This is a genomic window from Kaistella jeonii, from assembly GCF_000812865.1.
In the GTDB taxonomy this organism is placed as follows: domain Bacteria; phylum Bacteroidota; class Bacteroidia; order Flavobacteriales; family Weeksellaceae; genus Kaistella; species Kaistella jeonii.
Window position 1 is genome coordinate 94,021 of the sequence record NZ_JSYL01000005.1, and the last position, 25,654, is coordinate 119,674.

Consider the following 25,654-nt stretch of genomic DNA (forward strand, 5'->3'; position numbering starts at 1 on the left):
GAAGCATAATCAATCAAAGCGAAAACATTATTTTGAATTTTCTTATTTTTGGAAAAATTTATTAAGAATGAAAGATTTAATGGGGAAAGCGATTTGGGACTTTTATCACGACAAAAACGCGGAAGATCTGCTGACTGAAACTTCCATTTCAGAAATTGATGAGTTACCTGTAGAGTATTTTTTCCGCGGTTTTAAAGACATGAATTTAATTGAACAAAAAGCTTTGGAACTTTCGAAAGGAAAAACTTTAGATATTGGTTCGGGAGCCGGTTCACACAGTTTATATCTTCAAAATGAAAGAAAATTAGACGTTCTCGCTTTAGATAATTCTCCCAAATCCATAGAAGTTTGCCAATTGAGAGGCGTTCAAAATGTTCTATGTTCAAATATCTTAGATTTTTCGGGTGAAACTTATGACACCATTTTGCTTTTGATGAACGGAACAGGAATTTTCGACAGTTTAGATAAAATTGATATTTATATGGAAAAATTATCTTCTTTATTGAAAGATGATGGACAGATTTTAATTGACGGCACCGATATCTTGTACATGTATGACCGCGATGAAGAGGGTGGAGTAATGGTTCCGGCAGATCATTATTATGGCGAAGTTGATTATTTTATCCACTATAAATTAGATACCGAAAAACCGATCAAATGGCTTTATCTGGATTATCAAACTTTTCAAAGAGTAGCGGAAAATAATGGATTTAAGATTGAAAGAATTCTGCAGGAAGAAGATTCTTATCTGGCAAGATTAACGAAAAAAGACCTGAATTAATTTTCAGGTCTTTTTTTATATAAAGTGTTTTGACGAATTATTATCCGATTTCAACACCGTTTTCTACTTGTACATCGGGAGTTACAAATACTAATTTTCCTTCAGCATTATTTGTTAAAAGCAACATTCCTTGAGATTCAATTCCTCTAATTTTACGTGGCGCAAGATTTAATAAAATCATGACTTGCTTTCCGACACATTCTTCAGGCGTGAAACTTTCTGCAACACCAGAAACAACTGTTCTTACGTCAACTCCTGTATCTACGGAGAATTTCAAAAGTTTGTCTGCTTTCTCCACTTTTTCTGCAGTTAAAATCGTAGCAGTTCTTAAATCTATTTTAGTAAAATCATCAAATTGAATTTCTTCTTTCATCGCGTTGGCTTTTGGATTGGTTTTTTTATTGGATTCCTTGGTGTTCTCTAATTTTCGAATTTGAAATTCAATGGTTTCATCTTCAATTTTCGAGAATAATAATTCGGCAGGATTTATTAAGTGTCCCGTTTTAATTAATACTTTTTCGTTTTTAATCTCTTCCCAACTTAATTGAGAAACATTAAACATTTTCTGTAATTTCTCTGCACTAAATGGAAGGAATGGTTCGCAGATTTGAGCCAATCCAACTGCAATTTGAGCTGCAACAAATAAAGAACCCGCTGCTTTTTCAGGATTGTCTTTAATCGTTTTCCAGGGTTCTTCAATTTGAAGGTATTGATTTCCGAAACGAGCCAGATTCATCATTGCAGTCAAAGCATTTCTGAATTCGTAATGTTCCAGGAAATTTTCAACTTCGGTTGCTGCTTTTGTAATTTCGTTTAATTCTTCAGCATTTTCATTTCCAGCTGGAACAACTCCGTCGTAATATTTATGAATCAGAACGGCAACTCTATTAATAAAGTTTCCGAAAATTCCTACCAATTCTGAATTATTTTTGGTTTGGAAATCTTTCCAGGTAAAATTATTGTCTTTCGTTTCCGGCGCGGAAGAAAGTAGCGAATAACGTAAAACATCTTGCTGTCCCGGAAATTCCTGAACATATTCGTGTGCCCAAACTGCCCAGTTTCGGGAAGTTGAGATTTTATCGTTTTCTAAATTTAAAAATTCAAAAGCCGGAACATTGGTCGGCATAATATAATCGCCATGCGCTTTCATCATCGCCGGGAAAATAATACAGTGGAAAACGATATTGTCTTTTCCTATGAAATGGACTAAATCGGTATTCTCATTCTGCCAATAATCTTTCCAGTCTTTTCCATTTTTTTCTGCCCATTCCTGGGTGAAAGAAATATAACCGATCGGCGCATCAAACCAAACATAAAGCACTTTTCCCTCTGCATTAGGAAGTGGAACCGGAACGCCCCAATTCAGATCTCGGGTCATTGCTCTTGGTTTCAAACCATCGGTTAACCACGATTTAACCTGTCCGTAAACATTGGGTTTCCAATCATCTTTATGACCTTCAATGATCCATTCATTCAAGAAATCTTCGTATTCATTTAAAGGAAGATACCAGTTTTTGGTTTCCTTTAAAATCGGAACATTCCCGCTTAACATTGATTTTGGATTGATCAATTCTGAGGGAGAAAGTGTAGAACCACATTTTTCACACTGATCACCGTAAGCGTTTTCGTTGCCACAATTCGGGCAAGTTCCTACGATATAACGGTCGGCAAGAAATTCATTGGCTTGTTCATCGAAGTATTGTTCTGAAACTTCTTCAATAAACTTTCCTTTATTATATAGAGTTTTGAAAAAATCCTGACTAACATCATGATGTCTTTTAGAAGTTGTACGAGAATATTCATCAAAAGAAATTCCTAAATCTTCGAAAGATTTTTTGATGATTCCGTGGTATTTATCGACGATATCTTGTGGTGTGACGCCTTCTTTTTTGGCACGAATGGTAATTGGAATTCCGTGTTCATCGGAGCCACAGATAAAAGCCACGTCTTTTCCTAATCTTCTGTTGAATCTTGCATAAACATCGGCTGGAATATAAACTCCCGCTAAATGACCAATGTGAACCGGACCGTTTGCATAAGGCAAAGCCGCCGTAATCATCTTTCTATCTGACATATTATTAATCTAAATTTTTGCAAAGATAAGCGTTATGATTTTGAATAGAAAATAGGAGATAAAGGAAATATTTTGAAGATAACAATTGTGCTCTTATGAAATAATGTGTAGTTTGTATTGTAAATTCGCTAAACAAATGTTTAACTAAATGTTAAATTCATAAAGTCTCAAATTGAGATATTGAAGCTTTAAATAACTGATTATTAAATAGTTATATATTTATGGCCTTTTAAATATATGATTTTAATCACATAAAATTAACAATTTTAATATTAATTTAATAATAATTGATTTTTTGACTAAATTGCAATGCTTTATTGATTGAAGCAGTTATGTATTGAATATTAATCCTTAAATTTTATTTTTGTGAGAAACTATACTACAGTTTTGAAAATTGCGCCAGCTTTCTTATTATTTGCTGGAACGATGTTACGCGCACAGGCAAAAGACTCTCTGAAAACTGCGGATATCGAGCAGGTTGTTTTAATTGGTTACGGAAAACAGAAGAAAGCCGATGTTACGGGATCTATTTCTTCAATTTCTTCTAAAGACTTTAACGGCGGTGCAAATTCTCCCGCTCAGTTAATTCAAGGAAAAACTCCCGGAGTTTCTATTACAGGAAACAATGGAGCTCCTGGAGCTGGAGCATCAATTCGTATTAGAGGAATTGGTTCATTGGGAGGTTCTCAAGCACCACTTATTGTAATCGATGGTGTACCGCAAGATTTCACCGGAATTACGGGTGCAGCGGATCCACTCTCTTTAATTAATCCAAATGATATCGAAACTTTCGATATTTTGAAAGACGCATCTGCAACTGCGATATATGGTAACAGAGCTTCAAACGGGGTTATTTTGGTAACTACTAAAAGAGGTTCTGCGGGGAAATTTAAAGTGAATTTTTCTACTTTAGCGTCGGTTTCTACGAAAATGAAAAATACAAATGTATTGTCTGCTGATGAATTCAGGGATTTTGTGAAAGCTAATGCTTCATCTGCTTATCAGGCAAAATTAGGAACTGCAAATACCAATTGGCAAGATTTAATTTATCAGACCGCAACAGGAAGCGATAATAATATTGCGTTGTCTGGTGGGATCAAAGGATTGCCTTATCGCTTGTCTTTAGGATATAATGAGCAAAATGGTATTGTAAGAACCAACTCTTTCAAAAGAACATCAGCAGGTTTAAACCTAACACCGAAATTTTTTGATAATCACTTAGCAGTAACTGTTAATTTAAAAGGAACTTTTACAGATAATAGATTTGCAGCAGGTGGTGTTATTGGAAGCGCAACTTATTTTGATCCTACGCAACCCGTTTATTCAGGAAATGCAAATTATGGAGGTTACTATGAATGGTTGTTAAATGGAGATTTGAATGTTAATGGAAATGCAAATCCACTTGCTCAGTTAGATGCAACAAGAGATATTTCTTCAATTTGGAGAGGTTTAGGGAATATTCAATTGGATTATAAGTCCCATTTCTTACCCGAATTACATTTCAATGTAAACGCTGGTTACGATTATGCAAAATCGAATGGCTCAAAAAGAGAAAGCGGTTTATATAAAACAGCTTTTGCAGATAAAGGTCGTTCCAGAGCTTATTCTCAAGAAAAAGAAAATAGATTGTTAGAAACTTATTTAAGTTATACCAAAACAATTTCTTCTATTAATACAAATGTAGATTTAGTAGGAGGTTATGCTTACCAAAATTTTTATAGAGCAGAACCTTATGCGCCGACTTATAATGGTAATAATGTAGCACCACCAGTTGGACGAGATTTCGCAACCAGAAATGTGCTACTATCCTTTTATGGGCGTGGAATTTTTACTATTGCAAATAAATACATTATTTCTGCCTCTATTAGAAGAGATGGATCTTCTCGATTCTACAATGGTACGAAAGATAATGTTTGGGGAAATTTCCCGGGAGTTTCTGTTGGTTGGAAGATTAACGAAGAAAGTTTCTTGAAAGGAAAAGGAATTAATACTTTGAAATTGAGAGCTGGTTGGGGGAAAACCGGTAATCAGGAACTTTCAGATAATAATTACGCAGCTTCTGGTTCCTATAACTTAAGTAATGGTGGAGCGCAATATTATTTAGGTGATGCTTTTTATCAAATGTATCGTCCAAATATTTTTAATCCTCGCTTAACTTGGGAAACTACAACGACTAAAAATATAGGTTTAGATTATGGTTTTGCGAAGAACAGAATTTTTGGATCAATTGACCTGTTTCAAAAAGTAGCCGATCAACTTTTGGTTTCAGGAGCTCCAATAGCTGCAGGAGATGTATCTAACAATAATAATTTAAATGTTGGAGTGATGGATTCTAAAGGTATTGAAGGATCAATTACCGTAGTTCCAATAAAAACAGAAGATACTACTTTGGAACTTTCCTTTAATGCAACGCACTACGATTCTAAGATTAAAGAACTTTCGCAAGGAGCAAATGATTCTTTTTTCTTACCAGTAGGAGGAATTACTGGTGGAGTTGGTAATACCATTCAAGCACATGCTGTTGGTTATCAACCTTATGCATTCTACGTATTCCAACAAGTTTATGACAATGCAGGTAAACCTATGGATGGTGTTTTTGTAGATCGAAATGGCGACGGAAAGATTAATAATTCAGATAAATATTATTACAAATCTACCCAGCCAGATGCGATTTTAGGTTTCAGTACAAAATACACTCACAAAAACTGGGATGCGGGTTTGAGCGCAAGAGCTGTAATTGGAAATTATGTGTATAATAACGCAGCTTCTAACAGTTCTCTGCAATCGGCTGCTACCAATGAATATTTGCAGAATGTATATTCAACTGCGGTAAGCAATCAGTTTGCAACACCACAGTATTTCTCAGATATTTTTATTGAAAATGCTTCTTTCTTCCGTATAGATAATGTAAATCTAGGATATACTTTCCGTGATATACTTGCCACAGGTTCTTCTCTAAGAGTTTATGGGATGGCACAGAATGTATTAGTAATAACGAAATATACTGGTGTAGATCCAGAGGTTTTCGGTGGGATTGATAATGGTTATTATCAAATGCCAAGAGTGTACTCATTAGGACTTAACTTTAATTTTTAATTAAAAGAAAATGAAAATTTATTCAAAAAGAATTAAAACAATATTAGCAGCAGCTTCTGTAGTTGCTTTATTTGCTACCACATCTTGTATGAGGGATTTAGAACAAACTTCAATATCAGATGATACCGCAGAAGTGGTTTACGGGAATTTTGCAAATTACCCAAATGCTTTGGCTAAATTGTACGGTGGTTTTGCACACGGTGGTCAAGAAGGTGGTGGTGGAAATCCCGACATTAATGGAATTGACGCCAACTTTTCTCAATATACAAGACAGCTCTTTACGATGCAGGTTTTGTCAACAGATGAAGCAGTAATTGCTTGGAATGATGGTACTTTACAATCCATTCACAAAATGAACTGGGATTCTTCTAGTGAATTTGTAAGCGCATTTTATTACAGAATTTTTACGGAAATAGCTTTCTGTAATGATTTTATTCGTAATACAACCGATGAAAAATTAACTGCCCACAATATTACAGGAACTAATTTAGCCGAGGCGAAATACATGAGAACCGAAGCAAGATATTTAAGAGCGTTAGCTTACTACCATGCTTTAGATTTATTCGGAAATATACCTTTTCCCACGGAAGTAAATATGCCGATTGGATCTTCTACACCGCCGCCAAGAATTTTGCGGGCTGATTTATTCAAATATGTTGAAACGGAATTACTGGCTTGTTCTACAGAACTGAAAGCGCCAAGATCCGCTTACGGTAGAGCAGATCAAGCTGCAGCATGGTCACTTTTGGCTAGACTTTATTTAAATGCTAAAGTTTATACCGGAACAGATAGAAGTAAGGATTGTATCACTTATAGCGAAAAAGTAATTGGTGCTGGTTATGGTTTGAAAACTAAATATGCAGATTTATTTCTTGCAGATAATGAAAAAAATAATCCAGAAGTTATTTTCCCAATTGTTTTTGATGGTTTGAAAGCACAGACTTCAGGTGGGTCTACTTACTTGGTTCATGCTTCAGTAGGAGGAACAATGCCTGCTAAAGAATTTGGGATCGGCGGTGGTTGGTCTGGTTTGAGAACTACCAAAGCTTATGTGAATTTGTTTGGTGGCGCTGGAACAAGCGATTTACGTGGAAATTTCTTTACCAACAAACAAACTTTAGAGATTGATGATTTAGGAAATTTCTCCAACGGTTATGCCTTCGTTAAATTTAAAAATGTTACCAGTACAGGAGTAGAAGGACAAGATGGTCCAACACGTGGTTCCGGCAATTTTGTAGATACTGATATTCCTATGTTTAGATTGGCAGATATTTATTTAATGTATGCAGAAGCAAATCTCAGAGGAGGTGGCGGAAACGCTGGAACTGCATTAGGTTATGTAAATTCAATAAGAACAAGAGCAGGAGCGCTTCCGGTAGCATCAATTAATTTAAACTTTATTCTTGACGAAAGAGGTAGAGAATTAGGTTGGGAGATGACCAGAAGAACAGACCTTATCCGCTATTCTAAATTTACAACCGCAGCATATCTGTGGCCGTGGAAAGGGGGTGTTAAAGATGGTCAAGCGGTAGAAGATTACAGAAATCTATATCCAATTCCGGCAAAAGATATTATCGCTAATCCGAACTTGGTTCAAAATGCGGGCTATTAATCTTAACTATAAATGAATAATTACAAAATGAAAAATAAATATATCATTAATGCATTTTATGCATTACTCCTAATTGTCGGCTTAACGTCATGTGATGATCGGGATTTAGTGAAAGCGGACAACAGTGGTGCACCCATCGTGATGGATTTATCTTCAGATCATATTTTTTTAGACAAAAACTATCCAGATAATCCTGCACTTAATGTTTCTTGGAGTCAGGCAACTTACACCGTTCCCGTAGAAGTGAATTATAAAATTGAAGCTTCTAAGGATAAGGATTTCAAAACTCCTTATGTTTTAGGAATTGTGGCACAATCTATTAGAACTGCAACCTATACAGTAGGTCAACTAAATACAGCTGCACAAACAATTGGGTTGACAAAAGATGTGGAGGGAAAAATGTTTTTAAGAGTAACTTCTGCATTAGGAGCCGATAAAATTACAGCAGTTTCTAATGTTACCTCCGTAAATGTTACTCCTTACGCCTTAGAATATCCTACTTTTTATTTAGTAGGAGCAGCTTCTTATGTCGGCTGGAATTCTGGAGTTGCACAAGCTTTGTACAAAAAGAATAATTTTTCGTACATCTACACCTTCATGACTCCAGAGAATTTTAGATTTTTAGGTCAGCAAGCGTGGGATCCTATCAACTACAGTATTGACAATCCTGGAACAGATATGATCAAAAGATATTTTAAGCAAACCTCTGCAAACATAGTTTTCGGTGATCATGAAAATATGAAGTTTACTGACCCAACAAAAATTTATAAAATAGAAATCAATGCAGACGGCGCAGTTCAGTCCATTAATGCGACAGCTTCTGCACTTGGTTTTGATTACCCGAATCTGTATGTTGTAGGAACTTTGAATTCATGGGATGCAGCTACAGCACTTCCGATGACAAAGAAACCAAATGTAGAGGGAATTTATGAATTAACCACTAATTTAGGTGCTAATTCTGAAATGAAATTCTTAGGACAAAAATCTTTCGGAGATTTAGAATGGGGAAATATCTTGAAAGATAACAACGGGAACTCTGGATTTATCGGTCCAAAAAACGATGATTCCAACATCGTCTTCAATGGAAACGGTGGTTCTTATAAAATTACACTGAACCTGAAAGCAGGAACTTATACTATTGAATAATAATAAGCAGATTTAACATGAAAAATATATTTAAAATTTTAATGGTATTATTTTTACCATTACTTCTGCTAAACTCTTGTAGAGATCAGGCAGATAAAAACTGGACTAACCCAGAAGCTTCGATAAAATTGTATAATACAACTTTGAGCAGCAATACCCTTTATCCAACAATGGCGGATAACAGTTTCCGTTTGACATGGGACGGAATGAATGGTGAAACTGGGAACTACACCATACAGTTTTCTAAAACTGCAGATTTTGCGACGCCGGTAACGTTTGCTACAAGTACAAAAAACACTTATACAACTACGGTTAGAGCATTAAACACTGCAATTTTACAGCAAGGATATTCTCCTTATACGCAGACTTTGCTCTACATTAGAGTAATTTTGGGAACTAATTTATCTAATGTAATTTCAGTAGGAATAACACCTTATCCGGTTGCAATTCCTGTAATTACGAGTCCAACCTCTGGACAAGCAATTGTTTTAGATGGAGCAAATCCTAATGTAACTGCAGCGACAATAAAATGGAATGATTATGCTTATGGCGGAGATGTTAAATATAATGTTGAAATTGCTGCTTCAGGTTCCGCGAACTTTTTTCCTTTAGGAACTGTTCAAAATGCAAAAATGCTGGAAGTTTCTCACTTGGTATTTGATAAAGCTGTTTTAAAAACTGGAGCAATAGCAAATATTGCAAGCAATATCGATATTAAAGTAACTGCATCTTCCACTTCGGTTGGTGGAACAATCGTTAAAGTTTCTGATATTGTTACATTTAAAGTGACTCCTTATCAATTAGAGTCATTTTTATATGTTCCTGGTGCTTACCAAAACTGGGATCCGCTTACTGCTGAGTCTTTGCGTTCCGCAACTAGCAATGGAATTTATATTGGTTACATTAATTACACTGCACCAAATTCTGAATTTAAAATTACCACAGCCAGAAATTGGGACAATAGCTACGGAACTACAGGTGGGTATAATATTACCTACAACGGCGGAAACAATTTAGTTGCTCCAAATATAGGTTACCAAAAATTAACTGTAGATACCAATTCACTAACTTACGCTTTAGAAGCATATTCGTGGGGAATAATTGGTAGCGCAACTCCAGGAGGTTGGGATAATGATACCGATTTATTGTGGAATAGTACCACTCAGAAATGGGAAATTAATAATATTGTACTTTCTGTTGGCGAAATCAAATTTAGATTAAACAATGATTGGGGAACCAACTATGGAGATGATGGAAATAATGGAAGTTTAGAGCCAAGTGGAGCGAATATTCCAATTACCGAAGCTGGTAATTATAAAATTACTTTCGACGAAGAAAATTTAGTTTGGACTAAAACAAAATTGTAAGAGCCTTATTAAATATAAACATTGAAACTGTTGCTTTTTTGCAGCAGTTTTTTTGGTTTTTTATGGATAAAGATGCTCCAAATAATTGGTTATGACTCCCATTTTCTCTAAATTTATTGATTGGAAAAAATCATTATGAAAAATCTAAAAACTTCGGTACTTTTCCTTTTATTGGGAAATTTTCTGCTCAATGCACAATCTTTAAAATCTCCCGACGGAAAATTCGAAATGAATTTCCAGTTGAAAACAGGAGTTCCATACTATAATTTAAAATACGATGGAAAAACAGTAGTCGAAGATTCTAAATTAGGATTGAGACTGTTGAAAGACGGCAATATTCAATTCGCCTCCGAAATTGAAAATAAAGATCAGAAAGGAAAAGATTTAGATAATGGCTTTACCAAAACTGCAGAGAAATTCGATTCCAAAAACGAAACTTGGGATCCGATCATGGGTGAAAAAAAATCATACATCAATCACTACAACGAACTGGCAGTGACTTTGGATCAAGCCGCAAACGACCGACATATTGTAGTTAAATTCCGTTTGTTTAATGATGGTTTAGGTTTCAGGTATGAATTTCCCGAGCAAAAAAATCTGAATTATTTCGTCATTAAAGAAGAAGATTCCGAGATCGATCTTCCAACCGATATGAAAGCTTGGTGGCTTGCCGGCGATTACGATACCGAAGAATATCAAACTCAAACCACCAAATTATCAGAAATCCCTGCAAAATGGCCCACTTCTTATGATGGAAATGCCTCCCAAACTCCAATTAAAAATGCAGTACAAACTCCTTTAATGTTGAAAAAAGAAGGCAAAGATCAGTTGTATATGAATATTGCAGAAGCTGCCGTCATCAATTATCCGGCTTCAAATTTAGAATTGGACGCTGTAAATTTCAGATTTAAAACCCATTTAACTCCAGATGCTCAAGGTGCGAAAGGTTATATTCAAACTCCATCAGTTTCTCCATGGCGAACCATTATCGTCTCCCCGAAAGCCGAAGAAGTCTTAGCTTCAAAAATGCTTTTTAACCTTAATGAACCCACTCAATATAAAGATACTTCTTACATTCATCCTACAAAATATATGGGAGTGTGGTGGGAAATGATTATCGGAAAATCGCAGTGGGCTTATTCGACCGCGAATAATGTACACATCGGAATTACAGACTTTTCTAAATTAACTCCTAATGGAAAACACGCCGCCAACAATACCAAAGTAAAAGAATACATCGATTTTGCTTCAGCAAACGGTTTCGATGCTTTACTCATCGAAGGTTGGAACACCGGTTGGGAAGACTGGTTCGGCCACAGCAAAGAATTCGTTTTCGATTTCATCACGCCATATCCCGATTTTGACATCAAAATGTTGAACGATTATGCGCATTCGAAAAATTTGAAATTGATGATGCACCACGAAACGTCAGGTTCTGCAACGAACTACGAAAGATGGTCCGATGACGCTTTTAAGTTGATGAATAAATATGGTTACGAATCTGCGAAAACTGGTTACGTTGGAAATATTATTCCTCGCGGTGAACATCATTATTCACAATGGATGATCAATCATTATTTAAGAATTGCTGAAAAAGCCAACGATTACAAGATCATGATCAACTCCCACGAATCGGTTCGTCCAAGTGGTTTAAGCAGAACTTATCCAAACTGGATCGCTGCAGAAGCTGCCCGTGGAACTGAGTTCGAAGCTTTCGGCGGAAACAATCCCGATCATCAAACCATTTTACCTTTCACCCGTTTTATGGGCGGACCAATGGATTATACGCCGGGAATTTTCCAGACTAAATTCGATTATTATTTTCCTGGCGATACGAGATTTGTGAAAACCACTTTGGCAAAACAGTTGGCGTTGTATGTGGTTATGTATTCTCCACTTCAAATGGCGGCCGATTTACCGGAAAATTACGCCAAACATATGGATGCTTTTCAGTTCATTAAAGATGTTGCATTAGATTGGGATGATACCGTTATTTTATCCGCAGAACCCGGCGATTATATTCATACCGCACGTAAAACCAAAGGAAAAGACGAATGGTTTGTGGGTGGGATCACCGATGAAAATGCCAGAACTTATACCGTAGATTTTGCTTTCCTTCCAAAAGGTAAAAAATACGAAGCAACCGTTTATGCCGATGGCGACGATGCCGATTACATCAACAATCCGCAGTCTTACAAAATTTACAAGAAAACCGTCACCAGTAAATCAAAACTTCCAATAAAGTTAGCAAGAAGCGGTGGTTACGCCATTTCTATAGAACCTGTAAAGTAAAAATTATAAAATTTTTTTTAGGAGCTGATCCCGCTCTTCGCTATATCTTTTGTTCCGCTTTGCTCCACAAAAGGATGCCGCTGCGATCGGGGCTAAGGATTTTAGCGATCAATTAATACTTTGTCAAAGTTTAAAAATCTTGGACAAAGTTTCCGAACAACTTGACCAACGTTACTGAAAATTAAAAAACTGACGCTCGCTTCGCTCGCGCCATCTTAAAAAAACATGAAAAAAATATCATTCCTATTTCTATTCATTTCATTATTTAGTTTCGCGCAGATCCAAAAAGTAGAACCCGCTTTCTGGTGGCATGGAATGAAAAATCCCGAACTCCAGATTTTGGTTTACGGAAAAGATATTTCAAAATATCATGTCGAGCTTTCCGATAACATTAAGATAAAAAATCTGACCAAAACCGAGAATCCAAACTATATCTTCATCACCATTAATACCGATGAGGTAAAAAATTCTTCTTTTAAAATTAATTTTAAAAACGGAAAGAAAACAGCCGATTCTTACACTTACGAACTCAAAAAAAGAAATCCAGGTTCTGCAGACAGAAATTCATTTTCATCAAAAGATGTCATGTATTTAATTATGCCTGATCGATTTGCAAATGGTGATCCATCAAACGATTCTCAACCAAACCTTACCGAAAAAGCAAACCGCAATTTACCAAGTGGAAGACATGGCGGCGATTTGCGTGGCGTCATTAATCATTTAGATTATCTCCAAAATTTAGGCGTAACTTCTCTTTGGCTCACTCCCGTAAATGAAGACAACGAAAAGAAAACTTCCTATCACGGTTATGCTCAAACTGATTTGTATAAAATTGATGGCCGTTACGGAACCAACGAAGAATATCTTGAACTTTCCCGCAATCTTCAAAAACGTGGAATGATGCTCATTCAGGATTACGTCACCAATCACTGGGGAATTTCACACTGGATGATTCAGGATTTACCAACCAAAGACTGGATCCATCAATTCAAAGATGGTGAAGGAAAATATGGTTTCAAAAGATCCAATTACAGAATATCATCTCAGTTTGACACCAATGTTTCTGAAATCGATAAAGAAGAAGCATTAAATGGTTGGTTCGATACGACTATGCCTGATCTTAATCAAAGCAATCCTCTGCTTTTAAAATACCTGACTCAAAATGCAATCTGGTGGATCGAATATGCCGAACTTGGCGGATTGCGCGTCGATACTTATCCTTACAACGATAAAATTGCGATGGCAAAATGGGCAAAAGCGATCACCGACGAATATCCGAATTTCAATATTGTCGGCGAAGCCTGGATGTCGAGTCCGGCGCACATTTCCTATTGGCAAAAGGATTCTAAAATTGCAGCCATAGAAAATTATAATTCGAATCTTCCCTCGGTGATGGATTTTAGTTTATACACCGATTTACCAGATGCTTTGAAAGAAGAAAAAAGTTGGGATAAAGGAATGACAAAAATCTACGATTCTTTTAGCAACGATTTTTTGTATCCGAACATCAATAATATTTTGGTCTTTTTTGAAAATCACGATACCGAAAGATTTAATGAGATTTTTAAAGGTGATGTTCGATATTACAAGATGGCGATGACTTTAATCGCAACCATTCGTGGAATTCCGCAATTATATTACGGTTCAGAAATCGGAATGCTGGGCGATAAAAACAAAGGGGGCGATGCTAATATTCGACGAGATTTTCCCGGCGGCTGGAAAGGAGATGCTCAAAATGCATTCAATCCAGAAACCCAAACATCCGAACAAAAACAATTTTACGATTATACCCAAAAATTACTGAACTGGCGAAAAGGAAAAGAAGTCATTCACACCGGGAAAACCAAACATTATATCCCAAAAGAAAAAGTATATGTTTACTTCCGGTATAATGATAATGCAGGGAAAAGTCGCGACTTGTCCAGTAAAAATGGCGATTCAAATAATGACAAGGTAATGGTCATCATCAATAATAATGAAAACGAACAAACTTTTGACTTGAAACGATTCGCTGAATCCTTGGAGGGAATTTCCAAAGGAAAAGATGTTATTTCGGGTAAAGAAATTCCAATTTCTATTGAAAATAAATTAACAATTTCAGGAAAATCTTCACTAATTTTAGAACTTGAATAATAGAAATAAACTGGTAAAAATGCACAGGGTCATGCTGAACTTGTCGCCTCTTTAAAATTTAATAAGAATGAAAAAAAATATAACATTTACATTAATTACCTTTCTACTACTTTTCTCCAATTCCCTTTTCTCGCAGAAAAAAGGTTTTTACGAAAACGTACAGAAAAAGAATGTGAGCAAAGTTTTAGATGATCTGAATTTGTATGCTGCAACTGCAGATTTTAAAAACTACTTCAATCTCTACGCAGAAGAATCTACCTTCATCGGAACTGATGCCAATGAAGTTTGGAACAAAAAAGAATTCATGGATTACGCGAAATCTGCTTTCGACAAAGGAAGAGCCTGGAGTTTTACTTCCTTAAAAAGAAACATCACTTTTAGCGCCGATGGAAAATACGCCTGGTTTAACGAGTTATTGGATACTCAAATGAAGCTTTGTCGCGGAAGTGGCGTTCTTGAAAAAATAGGAAACCAGTGGAAAATTAGACAATATGTTTTATCAATGACCATTCCCAATGAGGTCAACAAAGATATTATCAAAATAAAAACACCGATTGAAGACGAAATAATTTCTGATTTAAAAAAGAAATAATATTTGCATCCATTATTAAATATCTAACATTCAACATTTAAAAAAATGATAAAAAAAATAAAGCCAAATCTTTCTATTCCGCAGATCATCAACATGAGTATGGGATTTTTGGGAATTCAAATGGCGTTTGGACTTCAAAATGGAAATGCAAGTAGAATTTTGGCCAACTTCGGTGCAGATGTAGGACAACTGTCTTGGTTTTGGCTCGTTGCGCCAATTACAGGTTTAATTGTACAACCGATCATTGGTCATATGGGCGACAACACTTGGAGTCCACTCGGAAGAAGAAAACCCTATTTTTTAATCGGTGCTACTTTATGTGCAATCGGTTTAGTTGCCTTACCAAATGCAGCTTCTGCAACAACAATGTTAGGCGCGAGTGTTTTACTTTTAGCGGTAATTTTCTTAGCAATGATGGACTTTTCCATCAATATTGCAATGGAACCTTTTCGTGCTTTAGTAGGAGATATGCTGCCAAAACATCAGGGAACGATAGGATTTGGCGTTCAAACAATTTTAATTGGTATTGGTGCAGTAATTGGTTCTGAAATGCCAAACTTGCTGACAAAATTAGGAGTTTCGAATGTTGCCGCAGAAGGTTTTGTCGCCAATAATGTGATCTATGCTTTTTATATTGGTGCAGCGGTTTTAATTATTTCGATCCTTTATACGATCGTAACCACAAGAGAATATTCGCCTAAAGAATTTGCGGAATTTGCAGGCGATGAAAGTGTGGCAGAACCTTCTAAATTTTCTGAAATGTTCAGGGATTTCTCGAAGATTCCTTCCAAAATGAAAAAGCTTGGAGTCGTACAATTTTTCTCCTGGTTTGCTTTATTTACGATGTGGGTTTTTACCACAAGTGCTTTGGCAACTCATACTTTTGGACTTTCACCTGAAGACACAAAATCTTTACAATATAACAAAGCCGGAGATTTAACAGGTCATTTATTCGGACTCTATAATTTATTTGCCATTCCGTTTGCATTTCTGTTAACACCTATTGCAAAAGCTATTGGTAAAAAACAAACTCACGCATTAGCATTGTTTTGTGGAGGTTTAGGATTGATTTCTATGTTCTTTATTAAAGACAGTAATATGCTTTGGATCTCCATGGTCGGACTTGGTTTTGCGTGGGCAAGTATTTTGGCGATGCCTTATGCAATGTTGATCGATGCTATTCCACAACATAAAATGGGAGTTTATATGGGGATTTTTAATTTCTTCATTGTAATTCCGCAAATTATAAATGGTATTTTCGGCGGACCAATTGTTCAAAATCTTTTCGGAAATATGGCGATGGATTATGTCGTTGTCGGTGGAGTTTGTATGTTGATTGCTGCAGCAGTAACCATGTTCTTAATCGAAAATGATAAAGACGAAACACCGCAGGAACTTGAAGAAGAAATTAAGCAGGTTCATTTTTAAATTCTAAAAACATTAATCGAAAATTTTGCTTGAAGTTTAATGTTATGAACTCTCCAAATTTGCTGAAAGAAATATTTTTTATGAAGAAAATTTCAACAGGCCGTCTCAGTATTGAGATGGCTTTTTTTCTCTTTAGTTTTTCTGAAAAGTCTTCGCACCCTTCTTATCTTAAATCAATGCTTTTCAGGCGATAAGATGATACTTTTGTTAAATAATTAGAGCATAAAAATTTTTTTAAATAAAATAGAAAAGATATGAAAACAGTTTATCACAAATCAGATTCACGAGGTTTCGCAGATCACGGTTGGTTGAAATCTCACCACACTTTTAGTTTTGCAAATTATCAAAATCCTGAAAGAATGCACTTTGGAGTTTTGCGTGTTTTGAATGATGATCAGGTCGCATCAGGAATGGGTTTCGGCACGCATCCGCACCGCGATATGGAAATTATTTCGATTCCGTTGGAGGGTGATTTAGAACACAGAGATTCTATGGGCACAGCTTCCGTTATTAGAAAAGGAGAAATTCAGGTGATGAGTGCTGGAACTGGCGTTAAGCACAGCGAATACAATAAAAATAAAGAAGAACTTGTGAAGTTCTTACAGATTTGGATCATTCCAAACAAAATGAATGTAGAACCTCGTTACGATCAGATCAGTATTAAAGAAGGTGAAAAATTAAATGATTTCCAACAGATCCTTTCTCCAGATCCAGATGATGAAGGAGTTTGGATTCACCAAAATGCTTGGTTTATCTTAGCAAAATTTGAAAAAGGAATTTCGAAAGAATATCAATTACACGATCCGAAAAATGGCGTTTATTTATTTGTTTTAAAAGGTTCAGCAAAAGTAGGTGATCAAAATCTAGAAACCAGAGACGGATTCGGAGTTTGGGAAACTGAAGCGCTTACTTTAGAAGCGACAGAAGATTCCGAGATCTTATTAATGGAAGTCCCGATGGATTTGCCTAAAATGTAATTATTTATTTAAATATAATCAAATCAGAAAACGGGTTGCAGTTAATGTGATCCGTTTTTTTTATATTTATAAAAGTTTTTGATTATAAAAGTTTTTTTATCAAAAACACCTTCAAAACAGGAACTTCACTTATCGTAATGTCTTTTACACAGGTCATCAAAGTAATCGTTTTATGTTTTTTAATTTGATTTAAAAATGCTTCCGTTTCTGGATTTTCATTGAGTTCTTTCAAATATTTTGCATTGAACTCCTCAAAATCAATTTCTTTTCCGTGATAAGATTTCCGCAGTTCGTTTGAAGGTGCGATTTCTTTTGCCCATAAGTCAATATGCGCATCTTCTTTTTTCATTCCTCTTGGCCAAAGTCGATCTACAAGAATTCTGAAACCATCTTCTTTTTCAGCCTTTTCGTAGATTCTTTTTTCTAAAATTTCCATCTTGACTTTTTATAAATTTAAGAAAAAAAAGTTTCTGTTTCAATTAAGTCTGCCGAATTTCAAATGAAATCAATAAAATTGAGGTTCCAAATATCAAAATCTGGAAAATATTTTTGTTGAAAAATTATGAATGGAATTTTTATTTCTTAACCAAAGAATAGATTTTCTTACCAATATTGAATAAAACAACCATCAGCAAACCAGCAATAATTCCATATAGAAGCTGTTTCGCCATTTCTGGAAAGTTGGGCCAAAAGTGATGCAAAACTTCAATATTATGGTCGAAAATTCCACCTGAAACTAATAATAAAGCAATAGTTCCGATGACGGATAATGCTTTTATAATAATGGGTAAAGCTTTTACTAAAAAATTTCCGAGAGCGTTTAGAATTCCTTTGTTATTGGATTTTTTGATTAATTTATATCCTGCATCGTCCATTCTCACGATTAATGCAACGATTCCGTAAACTCCAATAGTCGCTAAAACTGCGACCACAGAAACGGTAACAATTTGAATTGGTAAACTTTTGTCTAAAACAGATCCTAAAGCAATGATAACAATTTCAATAGATAAAATAAAATCGGTCATCACGGCAGATTTCACTTTTGAATTTTCCAGTTCCGCTGCATCGCCAATTTCTTCAACTACTTTTTCGCCCTCTTTTTTTTGATGGAAAAAATATTCGATAATTTTTTCAACACCTTCGAAAGCCAGATATAATCCTCCTAAAACTAAAATTACTTTAATCGCAGGTGGAAAAAGAAATTGCAACAGAAAAGCAATGGGTAGAATGATGAGTTTGTTAAGAAAAGATCCTTTCATGATTTTCATCAGCACCGGAATTTCCCTTGATGATAAAAAACCGGTGGCTTTTTCTGCATTCACCGCCAAATCATCGCCCAGAATTCCTGCAGTCTGTTTGGTTGCGATTTTTGAAGCGACTGCAACATCATCCATTAATGCTGCGATATCATCTAATATTGCAAAAAAGCCTGAAGCCATAATTAAATTTTTTTTGAGTCTCCAAAAGTACTTATTTCGGTGACAATTTCAGTTCGATTTATTTTTGGGATTATTTTATGAAGAAGCATTTTCTAAATTCGTTAAAAAATCTTATTTTCGCAAAACAAAATTTTTATAAGTGAAACCGCATCATATACATTCACCAAAAGAAGAAATCCAAGAATTTGGGAATGTAAACGACGCTGAAAAATAAATAAAAAGCCGACCATCAGAATGATTGTCGGCTTTTTTATTGTAGTTAAAACAGATCTTCAAATTTTAAATAAAAAATTTAGAATCATACCATTAAAGAAACCAAAATGAGCAATACCTATAAATCCGCCGGAGTCGATAAAGAAGAAGGTTACAAAACCGTAGATAAAATAAAAACTGCAGTTTCGGAAACGCATAATGCAAATGTGCTGAATAATCTCGGAAGTTTCGGTGCATTCTATGAAATCGCAGGTTACAAAAATCCTGTTTTAGTAAGTGGAACCGATGGAGTAGGAACTAAACTGAAAGTTGCTTTAGATTCAAAAAAATATGATTCGATAGGAGTTGATTGTTTTGCAATGTGCGCAAATGATATTATTTGTCATGGCGCGAAACCTCTTTTTTTCCTCGATTATTTAGCGTGCGGAAAATTAGATTCAGAAATCGCTGCCGAAATTGTGATGGGAATGGTAAAAGCTTGCAAAGACAATAACTGCGCACTAATTGGTGGAGAAACTGCGGAAATGCCTGGAATGTACAAACCTGGAGATTATGATGTCGCAGGTTTTTGTGTTGGAATTGTAGAAAAAGATCAGATCATCGATGGTTCAAATATTAAGAAAGGTTGTAAAATTATTGCACTTCCAAGTTCTGGATTTCACTCCAATGGTTTTTCATTGGTAAGAAAAATTTTCCCTGATTTCAATGAAGAGTTTGAAGGAAAACCTTTGTACGAAACACTTCTTGAACCTACAAGATTATATTATCAACCGATTCACAAAATCTTAGAAGAAATTGATGTTTGTGGAATCGCTCATATCACAGGTGGCGGAATTATTGAAAATATTCCCAGAATTATCCCTGAAAATTTGTGTGCGACGATTGAGGTATCAAAAATTAAAATTCCATCTGTAATGTTGGAATTAGAAAAGCGAGGAAATATTGATCGTATGGAAATGTACGGAACTTTCAATATGGGAGTTGGAATGGTTGTCGTTACCGATGAAGAACATGCAGAGAAAGTACTGAATCTAATTGAGGATGCTTACGAAATCGGTGAAATCAATGAAGGTGCGGAGAAGATAAAATTAATCTAATAAATGTACCAATATATAAATATACCAGTGTAACAATCTCAACACATTAATAAATTGGTAAACTGTTACATTAAATAAATGAAAAATATTGTCGTTCTGGTTTCCGGTGGCGGAACAAACCTTCAAAGAATTATCGACTGCATCGAAAGTGGAGAAATTCTAAATGCCCATATTTCTTCAGTGATCGCTGATCGCGAATGTTTCGGTTTGGAACGTGCTAAAAAACATGGAATTGCAACGCAGTTAATTCCCAGAGGAAAAACATTTTCTTCAGAATTAAAAACCGTTATTCCTGGAGATACAGATTTAATTGTGCTCGCCGGATTTTTATCAATTTTAAATAAAGAGTTCTGTGAATCTTTTCAAGGAAAGATCATCAATATTCATCCTGCATTATTACCAAAATTTGGTGGAAAAGGAATGTGGGGAAATCATGTTCACGACGCAGTTTTAGAAGCAAACGAAAACGAAAGTGGCGCAACAGTTCATTATGTAACCTCCGGAATTGATGAAGGCGAAATTATTGTCCAAAGATCTTTTCCAATAGGTGAAAATGAAACCGTAGAAACTTTAGCCCAGAAAATTCACGATACAGAATTTGAAATTTATCCAAAAGCAATCAACTTGGTTTTAAATAAAAACTGACAACCAAGCCACAACATGACGCAATCAAAAGCATAGGATGAAGCCCTATGAATGAATGAATAAAACAAAAACCGTTGGTGAAAGAACGGGATCTAATAAAAAGTAAAAAGAAAGAAAATGTCAAAAAAAAGAGCGCTCATCTCCGTTTCCGATAAGTCTGGACTCATAGATTTTGCAAAGTTTTTAGAAGCAAACAATTACGAATTGGTTTCCACAGGCGGAACATTCAAACATTTGAAAGAAGCGGGTTTAAATCCCATTCAAATTGATGAAGTTACCGACTTCCCAGAAATGTTAGATGGTCGTGTAAAAACGTTACATCCCAAAGTTCACGGCGGTTTATTGGCTGTTCGTACAAATGAAGAACATATGAAAACCGTTCAGGAACACGAAATTGGATTAATTGAAATGGTCATTGTCAATTTATATCCATTTTTCGAAAATGCAAATTCCGATATTTCTTTAGATGAAAAAGTCGAGTTCATCGATATTGGCGGACCTTCAATGTTGCGTTCCGGTGCAAAAAATTATAATTCGGTAACAGTTCTGACCGATGTTGAAGATTATGCAAAAGTGCAGCAGGAAATTGCTGAAACTGGCGACACGACTTTAGAAACACGAAAAAAACTCGCCGGAAAAGTATTCAACTTGACTTCTGCGTACGACGGCGCAATATCTAAAATGCTTCTGGAAGAAGAATATCCACAATATTTAAATGCTTCTTATAAGAAAGTTTCTGATTTAAGATACGGCGAAAATCCACATCAAACTGCAGCTTATTACGTTTCAACAACGGATAATGGCGCGATGAAAGATTTCGAAATTTTGGGTGGAAAAGAATTGTCTTTCAACAATCTCCGTGATATGGATTTATGCTGGAAAGTCGTGAACGAATTCAAAGAAGAAATGGCATGTTGCGCCGTGAAACATTCTACACCATGTGGCGTTGCTGTTGGAACTTCTGCTTTAGAAACTTACAAGAAAACTTTTGAATGTGATCCAGTTTCCATTTTTGGCGGAATTATTGGTATGAACTTCAAAGTAGATGCAGCAACTGCAGAAGAATTAAATAAAACCTTTCTCGAAATTGTGATGGCACCAGATTTCGATGAAGAGGCTTTAGAAATTTTAAGAAAAAAGAAAAATTTAAGAATTATCAAAATTAAAAATCCTGTTTCCGATGCTCAAACCTGGGTAAAAGTAGATGGCGGAATTTTAGTTCAGGATAATGACAGTCAATTTTCAGAAAAAATAGAAACCGTAACCGTTTTTCAACCAACTCCGGATCAGGAGAAAGCACTTTTATTTGCGCAGCGTGTTGTAAAATATGTGAAATCAAATGCGATCGTTGTTTCCAACGGTTATCAGGCTTTAGGAATTGGCGGCGGACAGGTGAATAGAATTTGGGCAACCGAACACGCCGTAGAAAGAGCAAAACAGAAATTCTCCGGAGATCTGGTTTTAGCTTCAGACGCATTTTTCCCTTTCCGGGATGTTGTTGATTTTTGTGCAAAAGAAGGTATCAAAGCAATTATTCAACCTGGTGGAAGTATGCGTGACGAAGAAAGCATTGAAGCTGCAAACGAACATGGAATTCCAATGATGTTTACCGGGATGCGTCATTTTTTCCACTGATTAAATGCTGATTATCAATCTTATCCACAGTGTTAACTAAAAATTAAGAAACTTTTCTTCAAACTAAATTTGAAATCCATTTACAAATCAGTAATTTTGTAAAACTCTAAATAAGCAAACTAAATATGAAAATATTAATCGTAGGAAACGGCGGAAGAGAATCTGCAATCGCTATGAAATTACACAGCGACAGTAGAATTTCTAAAATGTATTTTGCAAAAGGCAATGCAACCACCGCTAAACTTGGTCAAAACGTATATGAAGAAAGTGTAGTCGCTTTGCGGGATTTCGCCATTAATGAAAGAATCGATCTTACCATTGTTGGTCCAGAAGCTCCTTTGGTAGAAGGTATTGTTGATGATTTTAAAGAACATGGCCTGAAAATTTTCGGCCCACGAAAAAGAACCGCCGAATTGGAAGGTAGTAAAGCTTTTTCTAAAAGATTCATGCAAACCAATAACATTAAAACTGCAAAAGCGGTAGTTTTCGATGCCTACCAAGACGCAATGGATTATGTGAAGACTCAAAAATTCCCCATCGTTATCAAAGCAAGTGGTCTTGCTGGTGGAAAAGGAGTTGTGATTGCAACTGATTTGGCAGAAGCTGAGTTAACGATTCATCGTTTTATGATCGAAAGAATTTATGGTGATGCCGGAATTCAATTGATTATCGAAGAATATTTGAGAGGTTTTGAAGCTTCAATTATTGCATTTGCGAACGGTAAAAAATTGTTCCCATGTGTTTCTGTAAAAGATTATAAAAAAGCATGGACAGGCGATAAAGGTCCAAACACCGGTGGAATGGGCAGTGTTGCACCAAGTCCTGAATTTACAGAGGCGCATTACGCAGATTTCGAGAAAAATATTTTAGCACCTACATTGGCGGGACTTCAAGGCGCCGGTATTCATTTCAAAGGATTTATTTTCTTTGGTTTAATGGTGACCAACGACGGAACTTATCTTCTGGAGTACAATTTAAGACTGGGCGATCCAGAAACTCAGGTTATTTTGCCATTGATGGAAAACAATCTTCTCGACGTCATAACCGATTGTCTTGACGGAAAAGATATTGATCTTAAATTCAAAGACGAAAAAGCAATTTGTCTCGTGATGTGTTCCGGTGGTTACCCAAATAAAATTGATACCGGATTTGAAATTAAAAATTCAGATAAAGTAAAAAATAGCCAGGTTATGTTTGCAGGCGCAAGATATGCCGGTGACAAAATTATAACAACTGGTGGTCGGGTTTTGAGCGTTGTGGCAACGGGCGATACTTACGAAGAAGCTCGAAAAACAGTGTACGCGGATGCATTGAAAATTCAGTTCGATTATGCATTTTACAGAGAAGACATAGGTAAATTCTAAAAAAACAAAGGGCGTGATTTTTCACGTCTTTTTTTTTCAGTTTTTTTAGGAGCTATTTCCCGCTTTCCACTGCAATCTTTTTTTTCAAAAAAGGATTTCCGTTGCAATCGGGGCTAGTTAAGACTTCGTTTCAAAATAAAATAAATGATAAAAACAGAATATTTTATCATTACAGAAAATAAACCAAAGAAATAAATTCGATTTATGAACAACGGTATCATTATTTTAGATTTCGGTTCTCAATATAATCAGTTGATCGCCAGAAGAATTCGGGAGCACGGCGTTTATTCAGAAGTCATTCCTTTCAATACTCCGATTGACGAAATCATAGCAAGAAATCCTTCAGGAATTATACTTTCCGGCGGACCAAGTTCTGTGAATGCTGAAAATGCACATTTAATAGAAAAATCACTTCTCGAAAAAAATATTCCAATTTTAGGAATTTGCTACGGAATGCAGCTGATCACTCATTTATTGGGTGGAACAGTAAAGAAAGGCGTAAAAGGAGAATACGGAAAAGCAAAACTCGAGATCCAAAAATCCAACAGCTTACTTTCCGGAGTGAGTCGCTTTTCTACCGTTTGGATGAGTCATTTCGACGAGGTAGAAACTGTTCCCGAAGGATTTTATGTCAATGGAATGACCGACGTTATTTCTGCGATTTCCAATGAATCCAAAAAAATATATTGCGTTCAGTTTCATCCCGAAGTTTCACACACTGAAGAAGGAGCTAGAATGCTAGAAAATTTTATCTTCAATGTTTGTAAAGCACCGAAAAGCTGGAAACTCACCAATTACATCGATGAAACAATAGCAGACATTAAAGAAAAAGTTGGCGATCAAAAAGTGATCCTAGGACTTTCTGGTGGAGTAGATTCTTCCGTTGCTGCTGTTTTAATTCACCGCGCGATCGGTGATCAGTTGCAGTGTATCTTCGTTGACACCGGACTTTTGAGAAAAGATGAAGGAAACAAAGTAATGGAAAACTACGGTGAACATTTTAATTTGAAAATTAAAATGATCGATGCTTCCGAAAGATTTCTTTCTAAGTTAAAGGGAATTTCAGATCCGGAGCAAAAAAGAAAAGCCATCGGTAATGAATTCGTTGCTGTTTTCGACGAAGAATCTCATAAGATTGAAGGCGCGAAATTTTTAGCACAGGGAACCATTTATCCAGATGTTATCGAAAGTCAATCTGTAAAAGGACCTTCTTCTGTCATTAAATCGCACCACAATGTTGGCGGATTACCGGAAGAAATGGGTTTTGAATTGTTAGAACCTTTGCGCGAACTTTTCAAAGATGAGGTTCGTAAAGTAGGAGAGGAACTTGGGATTCCCCATCATTTGGTTCACCGTCATCCTTTTCCCGGCCCAGGTTTAGGTATAAGAATTTTAGGAGAAGTTGATGAAGAAAAAGTTAAGATCCTACAAGAAGCTGACGATATTTTTATTGAAGAATTGTACAAAAATGATCTGTACGATAAAGTTTCGCAAGCATTCGTCGTTTTACTTCCCGTGAAATCTGTTGGTGTAATGGGCGACGAAAGAACGTATGAATATACCGCAGTCGTTCGTTCCGCAAATACGACCGATTTTATGACTGCAACCTGGAGCAGACTTCCGTACGAATTTTTAGATACCATTTCTAACCGAATTATTAATGAAGTGAAAGGAATCAACCGTGTCGCTTATGATATTTCGAGCAAACCACCTGCAACCATTGAGTGGGAATAATTTAGATTTCTCAATATAAAATACATGAT

The 25,654-nt window shown here is 35.8% G+C and carries 18 protein-coding genes; 15 read left to right on the forward strand and 3 right to left on the reverse strand.

Features of this window, described 5'->3' with window-relative positions; all coding sequences use genetic code 11:
• Window positions 1-67 precede the first annotated feature (67 nt).
• Window positions 68-781, forward strand: coding sequence for a class I SAM-dependent methyltransferase (locus OA86_RS09220; RefSeq protein ID WP_039352026.1), 714 nt, complete (start codon window positions 68-70; stop codon window positions 779-781).
• A 40-nt stretch (window positions 782-821) separates the two neighbouring features.
• Here the strand turns inward: OA86_RS09220 and metG are convergent, their stop codons facing one another.
• On the reverse strand, window positions 822-2,855 hold the full coding sequence (metG, locus tag OA86_RS09225) for a methionine--tRNA ligase (protein WP_039352028.1): 2,034 nt from the start codon (window positions 2,853-2,855) through the stop codon (window positions 822-824).
• A gap of 366 nt (window positions 2,856-3,221) precedes the next feature.
• Between metG and OA86_RS09230 the strand changes: the two genes are divergently transcribed.
• The 9 genes from OA86_RS09230 (at window position 3,222) to OA86_RS09270 (ending at window position 17,498) form a co-directional block, all read left to right on the forward strand.
• On the forward strand, window positions 3,222-5,951 hold the full coding sequence (locus tag OA86_RS09230; protein WP_039352031.1) for a SusC/RagA family TonB-linked outer membrane protein: 2,730 nt from the start codon (window positions 3,222-3,224) through the stop codon (window positions 5,949-5,951).
• 10 nt (window positions 5,952-5,961) lie between these two features.
• Window positions 5,962-7,563 (forward strand): RagB/SusD family nutrient uptake outer membrane protein, encoded by a 1,602-nt coding sequence (locus OA86_RS09235; RefSeq protein WP_039352033.1) that lies wholly within the window; start codon window positions 5,962-5,964, stop codon window positions 7,561-7,563.
• 27 nt (window positions 7,564-7,590) lie between these two features.
• Complete coding sequence (locus OA86_RS09240; protein ID WP_039352257.1) at window positions 7,591-8,709, forward strand: SusE domain-containing protein; 1,119 nt, start codon at window positions 7,591-7,593, stop codon at window positions 8,707-8,709.
• A 17-nt stretch (window positions 8,710-8,726) separates the two neighbouring features.
• Window positions 8,727-10,076, forward strand: coding sequence for a SusE domain-containing protein (locus tag OA86_RS15340; protein ID WP_052257469.1), 1,350 nt, complete (start codon window positions 8,727-8,729; stop codon window positions 10,074-10,076).
• Between the two features lie 135 nt (window positions 10,077-10,211).
• The gene (locus tag OA86_RS09250; RefSeq protein ID WP_039352035.1) at window positions 10,212-12,368 is read left to right on the forward strand and encodes a glycoside hydrolase family 97 protein; all 2,157 of its coding nucleotides are present in this window, start codon (window positions 10,212-10,214) and stop codon (window positions 12,366-12,368) included.
• 225 nt (window positions 12,369-12,593) lie between these two features.
• Window positions 12,594-14,501, forward strand: coding sequence for a glycoside hydrolase family 13 protein (locus OA86_RS09255; RefSeq protein WP_126340416.1), 1,908 nt, complete (start codon window positions 12,594-12,596; stop codon window positions 14,499-14,501).
• Between the two features lie 67 nt (window positions 14,502-14,568).
• Window positions 14,569-15,093, forward strand: coding sequence for a nuclear transport factor 2 family protein (locus OA86_RS09260; RefSeq protein WP_039352037.1), 525 nt, complete (start codon window positions 14,569-14,571; stop codon window positions 15,091-15,093).
• 45 nt (window positions 15,094-15,138) lie between these two features.
• Window positions 15,139-16,521: an MFS transporter gene (locus tag OA86_RS09265; RefSeq protein ID WP_039352039.1), complete on the forward strand. Its 1,383-nt coding sequence runs from the start codon at window positions 15,139-15,141 to the stop codon at window positions 16,519-16,521.
• Window positions 16,522-16,775: 254 nt separating this feature from the next.
• Entirely contained in the window at window positions 16,776-17,498 is a 723-nt protein-coding gene (locus OA86_RS09270; RefSeq protein WP_039352042.1) for a pirin family protein, read from the forward strand.
• 82 nt (window positions 17,499-17,580) lie between these two features.
• Here the strand turns inward: OA86_RS09270 and OA86_RS09275 are convergent, their stop codons facing one another.
• Together OA86_RS09275 and OA86_RS09280 are read right to left on the reverse strand one after the other, a co-directional pair.
• On the reverse strand, window positions 17,581-17,934 hold the full coding sequence (locus OA86_RS09275) for a DUF488 domain-containing protein (protein ID WP_039352047.1): 354 nt from the start codon (window positions 17,932-17,934) through the stop codon (window positions 17,581-17,583).
• Between the two features lie 139 nt (window positions 17,935-18,073).
• A complete protein-coding gene (locus OA86_RS09280) occupies window positions 18,074-18,937 on the reverse strand; it encodes a DUF808 domain-containing protein (protein WP_039352050.1) in 864 nt (287 codons plus the stop codon).
• 320 nt (window positions 18,938-19,257) lie between these two features.
• Between OA86_RS09280 and purM the strand changes: the two genes are divergently transcribed.
• From purM to guaA, 5 genes are all read left to right on the forward strand, one after another.
• On the forward strand, window positions 19,258-20,247 hold the full coding sequence (purM, locus tag OA86_RS09285) for a phosphoribosylformylglycinamidine cyclo-ligase (protein ID WP_039352053.1): 990 nt from the start codon (window positions 19,258-19,260) through the stop codon (window positions 20,245-20,247).
• A gap of 78 nt (window positions 20,248-20,325) precedes the next feature.
• Complete coding sequence (gene purN / locus OA86_RS09290) at window positions 20,326-20,892, forward strand: phosphoribosylglycinamide formyltransferase (protein ID WP_039352056.1); 567 nt, start codon at window positions 20,326-20,328, stop codon at window positions 20,890-20,892.
• 117 nt (window positions 20,893-21,009) lie between these two features.
• Window positions 21,010-22,527, forward strand: a complete 1,518-nt coding sequence (purH, locus tag OA86_RS09295; protein WP_039352059.1) for a bifunctional phosphoribosylaminoimidazolecarboxamide formyltransferase/IMP cyclohydrolase — start codon at window positions 21,010-21,012, stop codon at window positions 22,525-22,527.
• Between the two features lie 125 nt (window positions 22,528-22,652).
• On the forward strand, window positions 22,653-23,891 hold the full coding sequence (purD, locus tag OA86_RS09300) for a phosphoribosylamine--glycine ligase (RefSeq protein ID WP_039352062.1): 1,239 nt from the start codon (window positions 22,653-22,655) through the stop codon (window positions 23,889-23,891).
• A 204-nt stretch (window positions 23,892-24,095) separates the two neighbouring features.
• On the forward strand, window positions 24,096-25,625 hold the full coding sequence (gene guaA / locus OA86_RS09305; protein ID WP_039352065.1) for a glutamine-hydrolyzing GMP synthase: 1,530 nt from the start codon (window positions 24,096-24,098) through the stop codon (window positions 25,623-25,625).
• Window positions 25,626-25,654: the final 29 nt, after the last annotated feature.

What these genes read in the sequence shown, in the direction of transcription:
- OA86_RS09220 (WP_039352026.1), top strand. Translation starts at nt 68, where the DNA reads ATGAAAGATTTAATGGGGAAAGCGATTTGGGACTTTTATCACGACAAA.
- OA86_RS09270 (WP_039352042.1), top strand. Translation starts at nt 16,776, where the DNA reads ATGAAAACAGTTTATCACAAATCAGATTCACGAGGTTTCGCAGATCAC.
- metG (WP_039352028.1), bottom strand. Translation starts at nt 2,855, where the DNA reads ATGTCAGATAGAAAGATGATTACGGCGGCTTTGCCTTATGCAAACGGT.
- OA86_RS09240 (WP_039352257.1), top strand. Translation starts at nt 7,591, where the DNA reads ATGAAAAATAAATATATCATTAATGCATTTTATGCATTACTCCTAATT.
- purN (WP_039352056.1), top strand. Translation starts at nt 20,326, where the DNA reads ATGAAAAATATTGTCGTTCTGGTTTCCGGTGGCGGAACAAACCTTCAA.
- OA86_RS09275 (WP_039352047.1), bottom strand. Translation starts at nt 17,934, where the DNA reads ATGGAAATTTTAGAAAAAAGAATCTACGAAAAGGCTGAAAAAGAAGAT.
- OA86_RS09265 (WP_039352039.1), top strand. Translation starts at nt 15,139, where the DNA reads ATGATAAAAAAAATAAAGCCAAATCTTTCTATTCCGCAGATCATCAAC.
- purH (WP_039352059.1), top strand. Translation starts at nt 21,010, where the DNA reads ATGTCAAAAAAAAGAGCGCTCATCTCCGTTTCCGATAAGTCTGGACTC.
- OA86_RS15340 (WP_052257469.1), top strand. Translation starts at nt 8,727, where the DNA reads ATGAAAAATATATTTAAAATTTTAATGGTATTATTTTTACCATTACTT.
- guaA (WP_039352065.1), top strand. Translation starts at nt 24,096, where the DNA reads ATGAACAACGGTATCATTATTTTAGATTTCGGTTCTCAATATAATCAG.
- OA86_RS09255 (WP_126340416.1), top strand. Translation starts at nt 12,594, where the DNA reads ATGAAAAAAATATCATTCCTATTTCTATTCATTTCATTATTTAGTTTC.
- OA86_RS09260 (WP_039352037.1), top strand. Translation starts at nt 14,569, where the DNA reads ATGAAAAAAAATATAACATTTACATTAATTACCTTTCTACTACTTTTC.
- purD (WP_039352062.1), top strand. Translation starts at nt 22,653, where the DNA reads ATGAAAATATTAATCGTAGGAAACGGCGGAAGAGAATCTGCAATCGCT.
- OA86_RS09280 (WP_039352050.1), bottom strand. Translation starts at nt 18,937, where the DNA reads ATGGCTTCAGGCTTTTTTGCAATATTAGATGATATCGCAGCATTAATG.
- purM (WP_039352053.1), top strand. Translation starts at nt 19,258, where the DNA reads ATGAGCAATACCTATAAATCCGCCGGAGTCGATAAAGAAGAAGGTTAC.
- OA86_RS09250 (WP_039352035.1), top strand. Translation starts at nt 10,212, where the DNA reads ATGAAAAATCTAAAAACTTCGGTACTTTTCCTTTTATTGGGAAATTTT.
- OA86_RS09235 (WP_039352033.1), top strand. Translation starts at nt 5,962, where the DNA reads ATGAAAATTTATTCAAAAAGAATTAAAACAATATTAGCAGCAGCTTCT.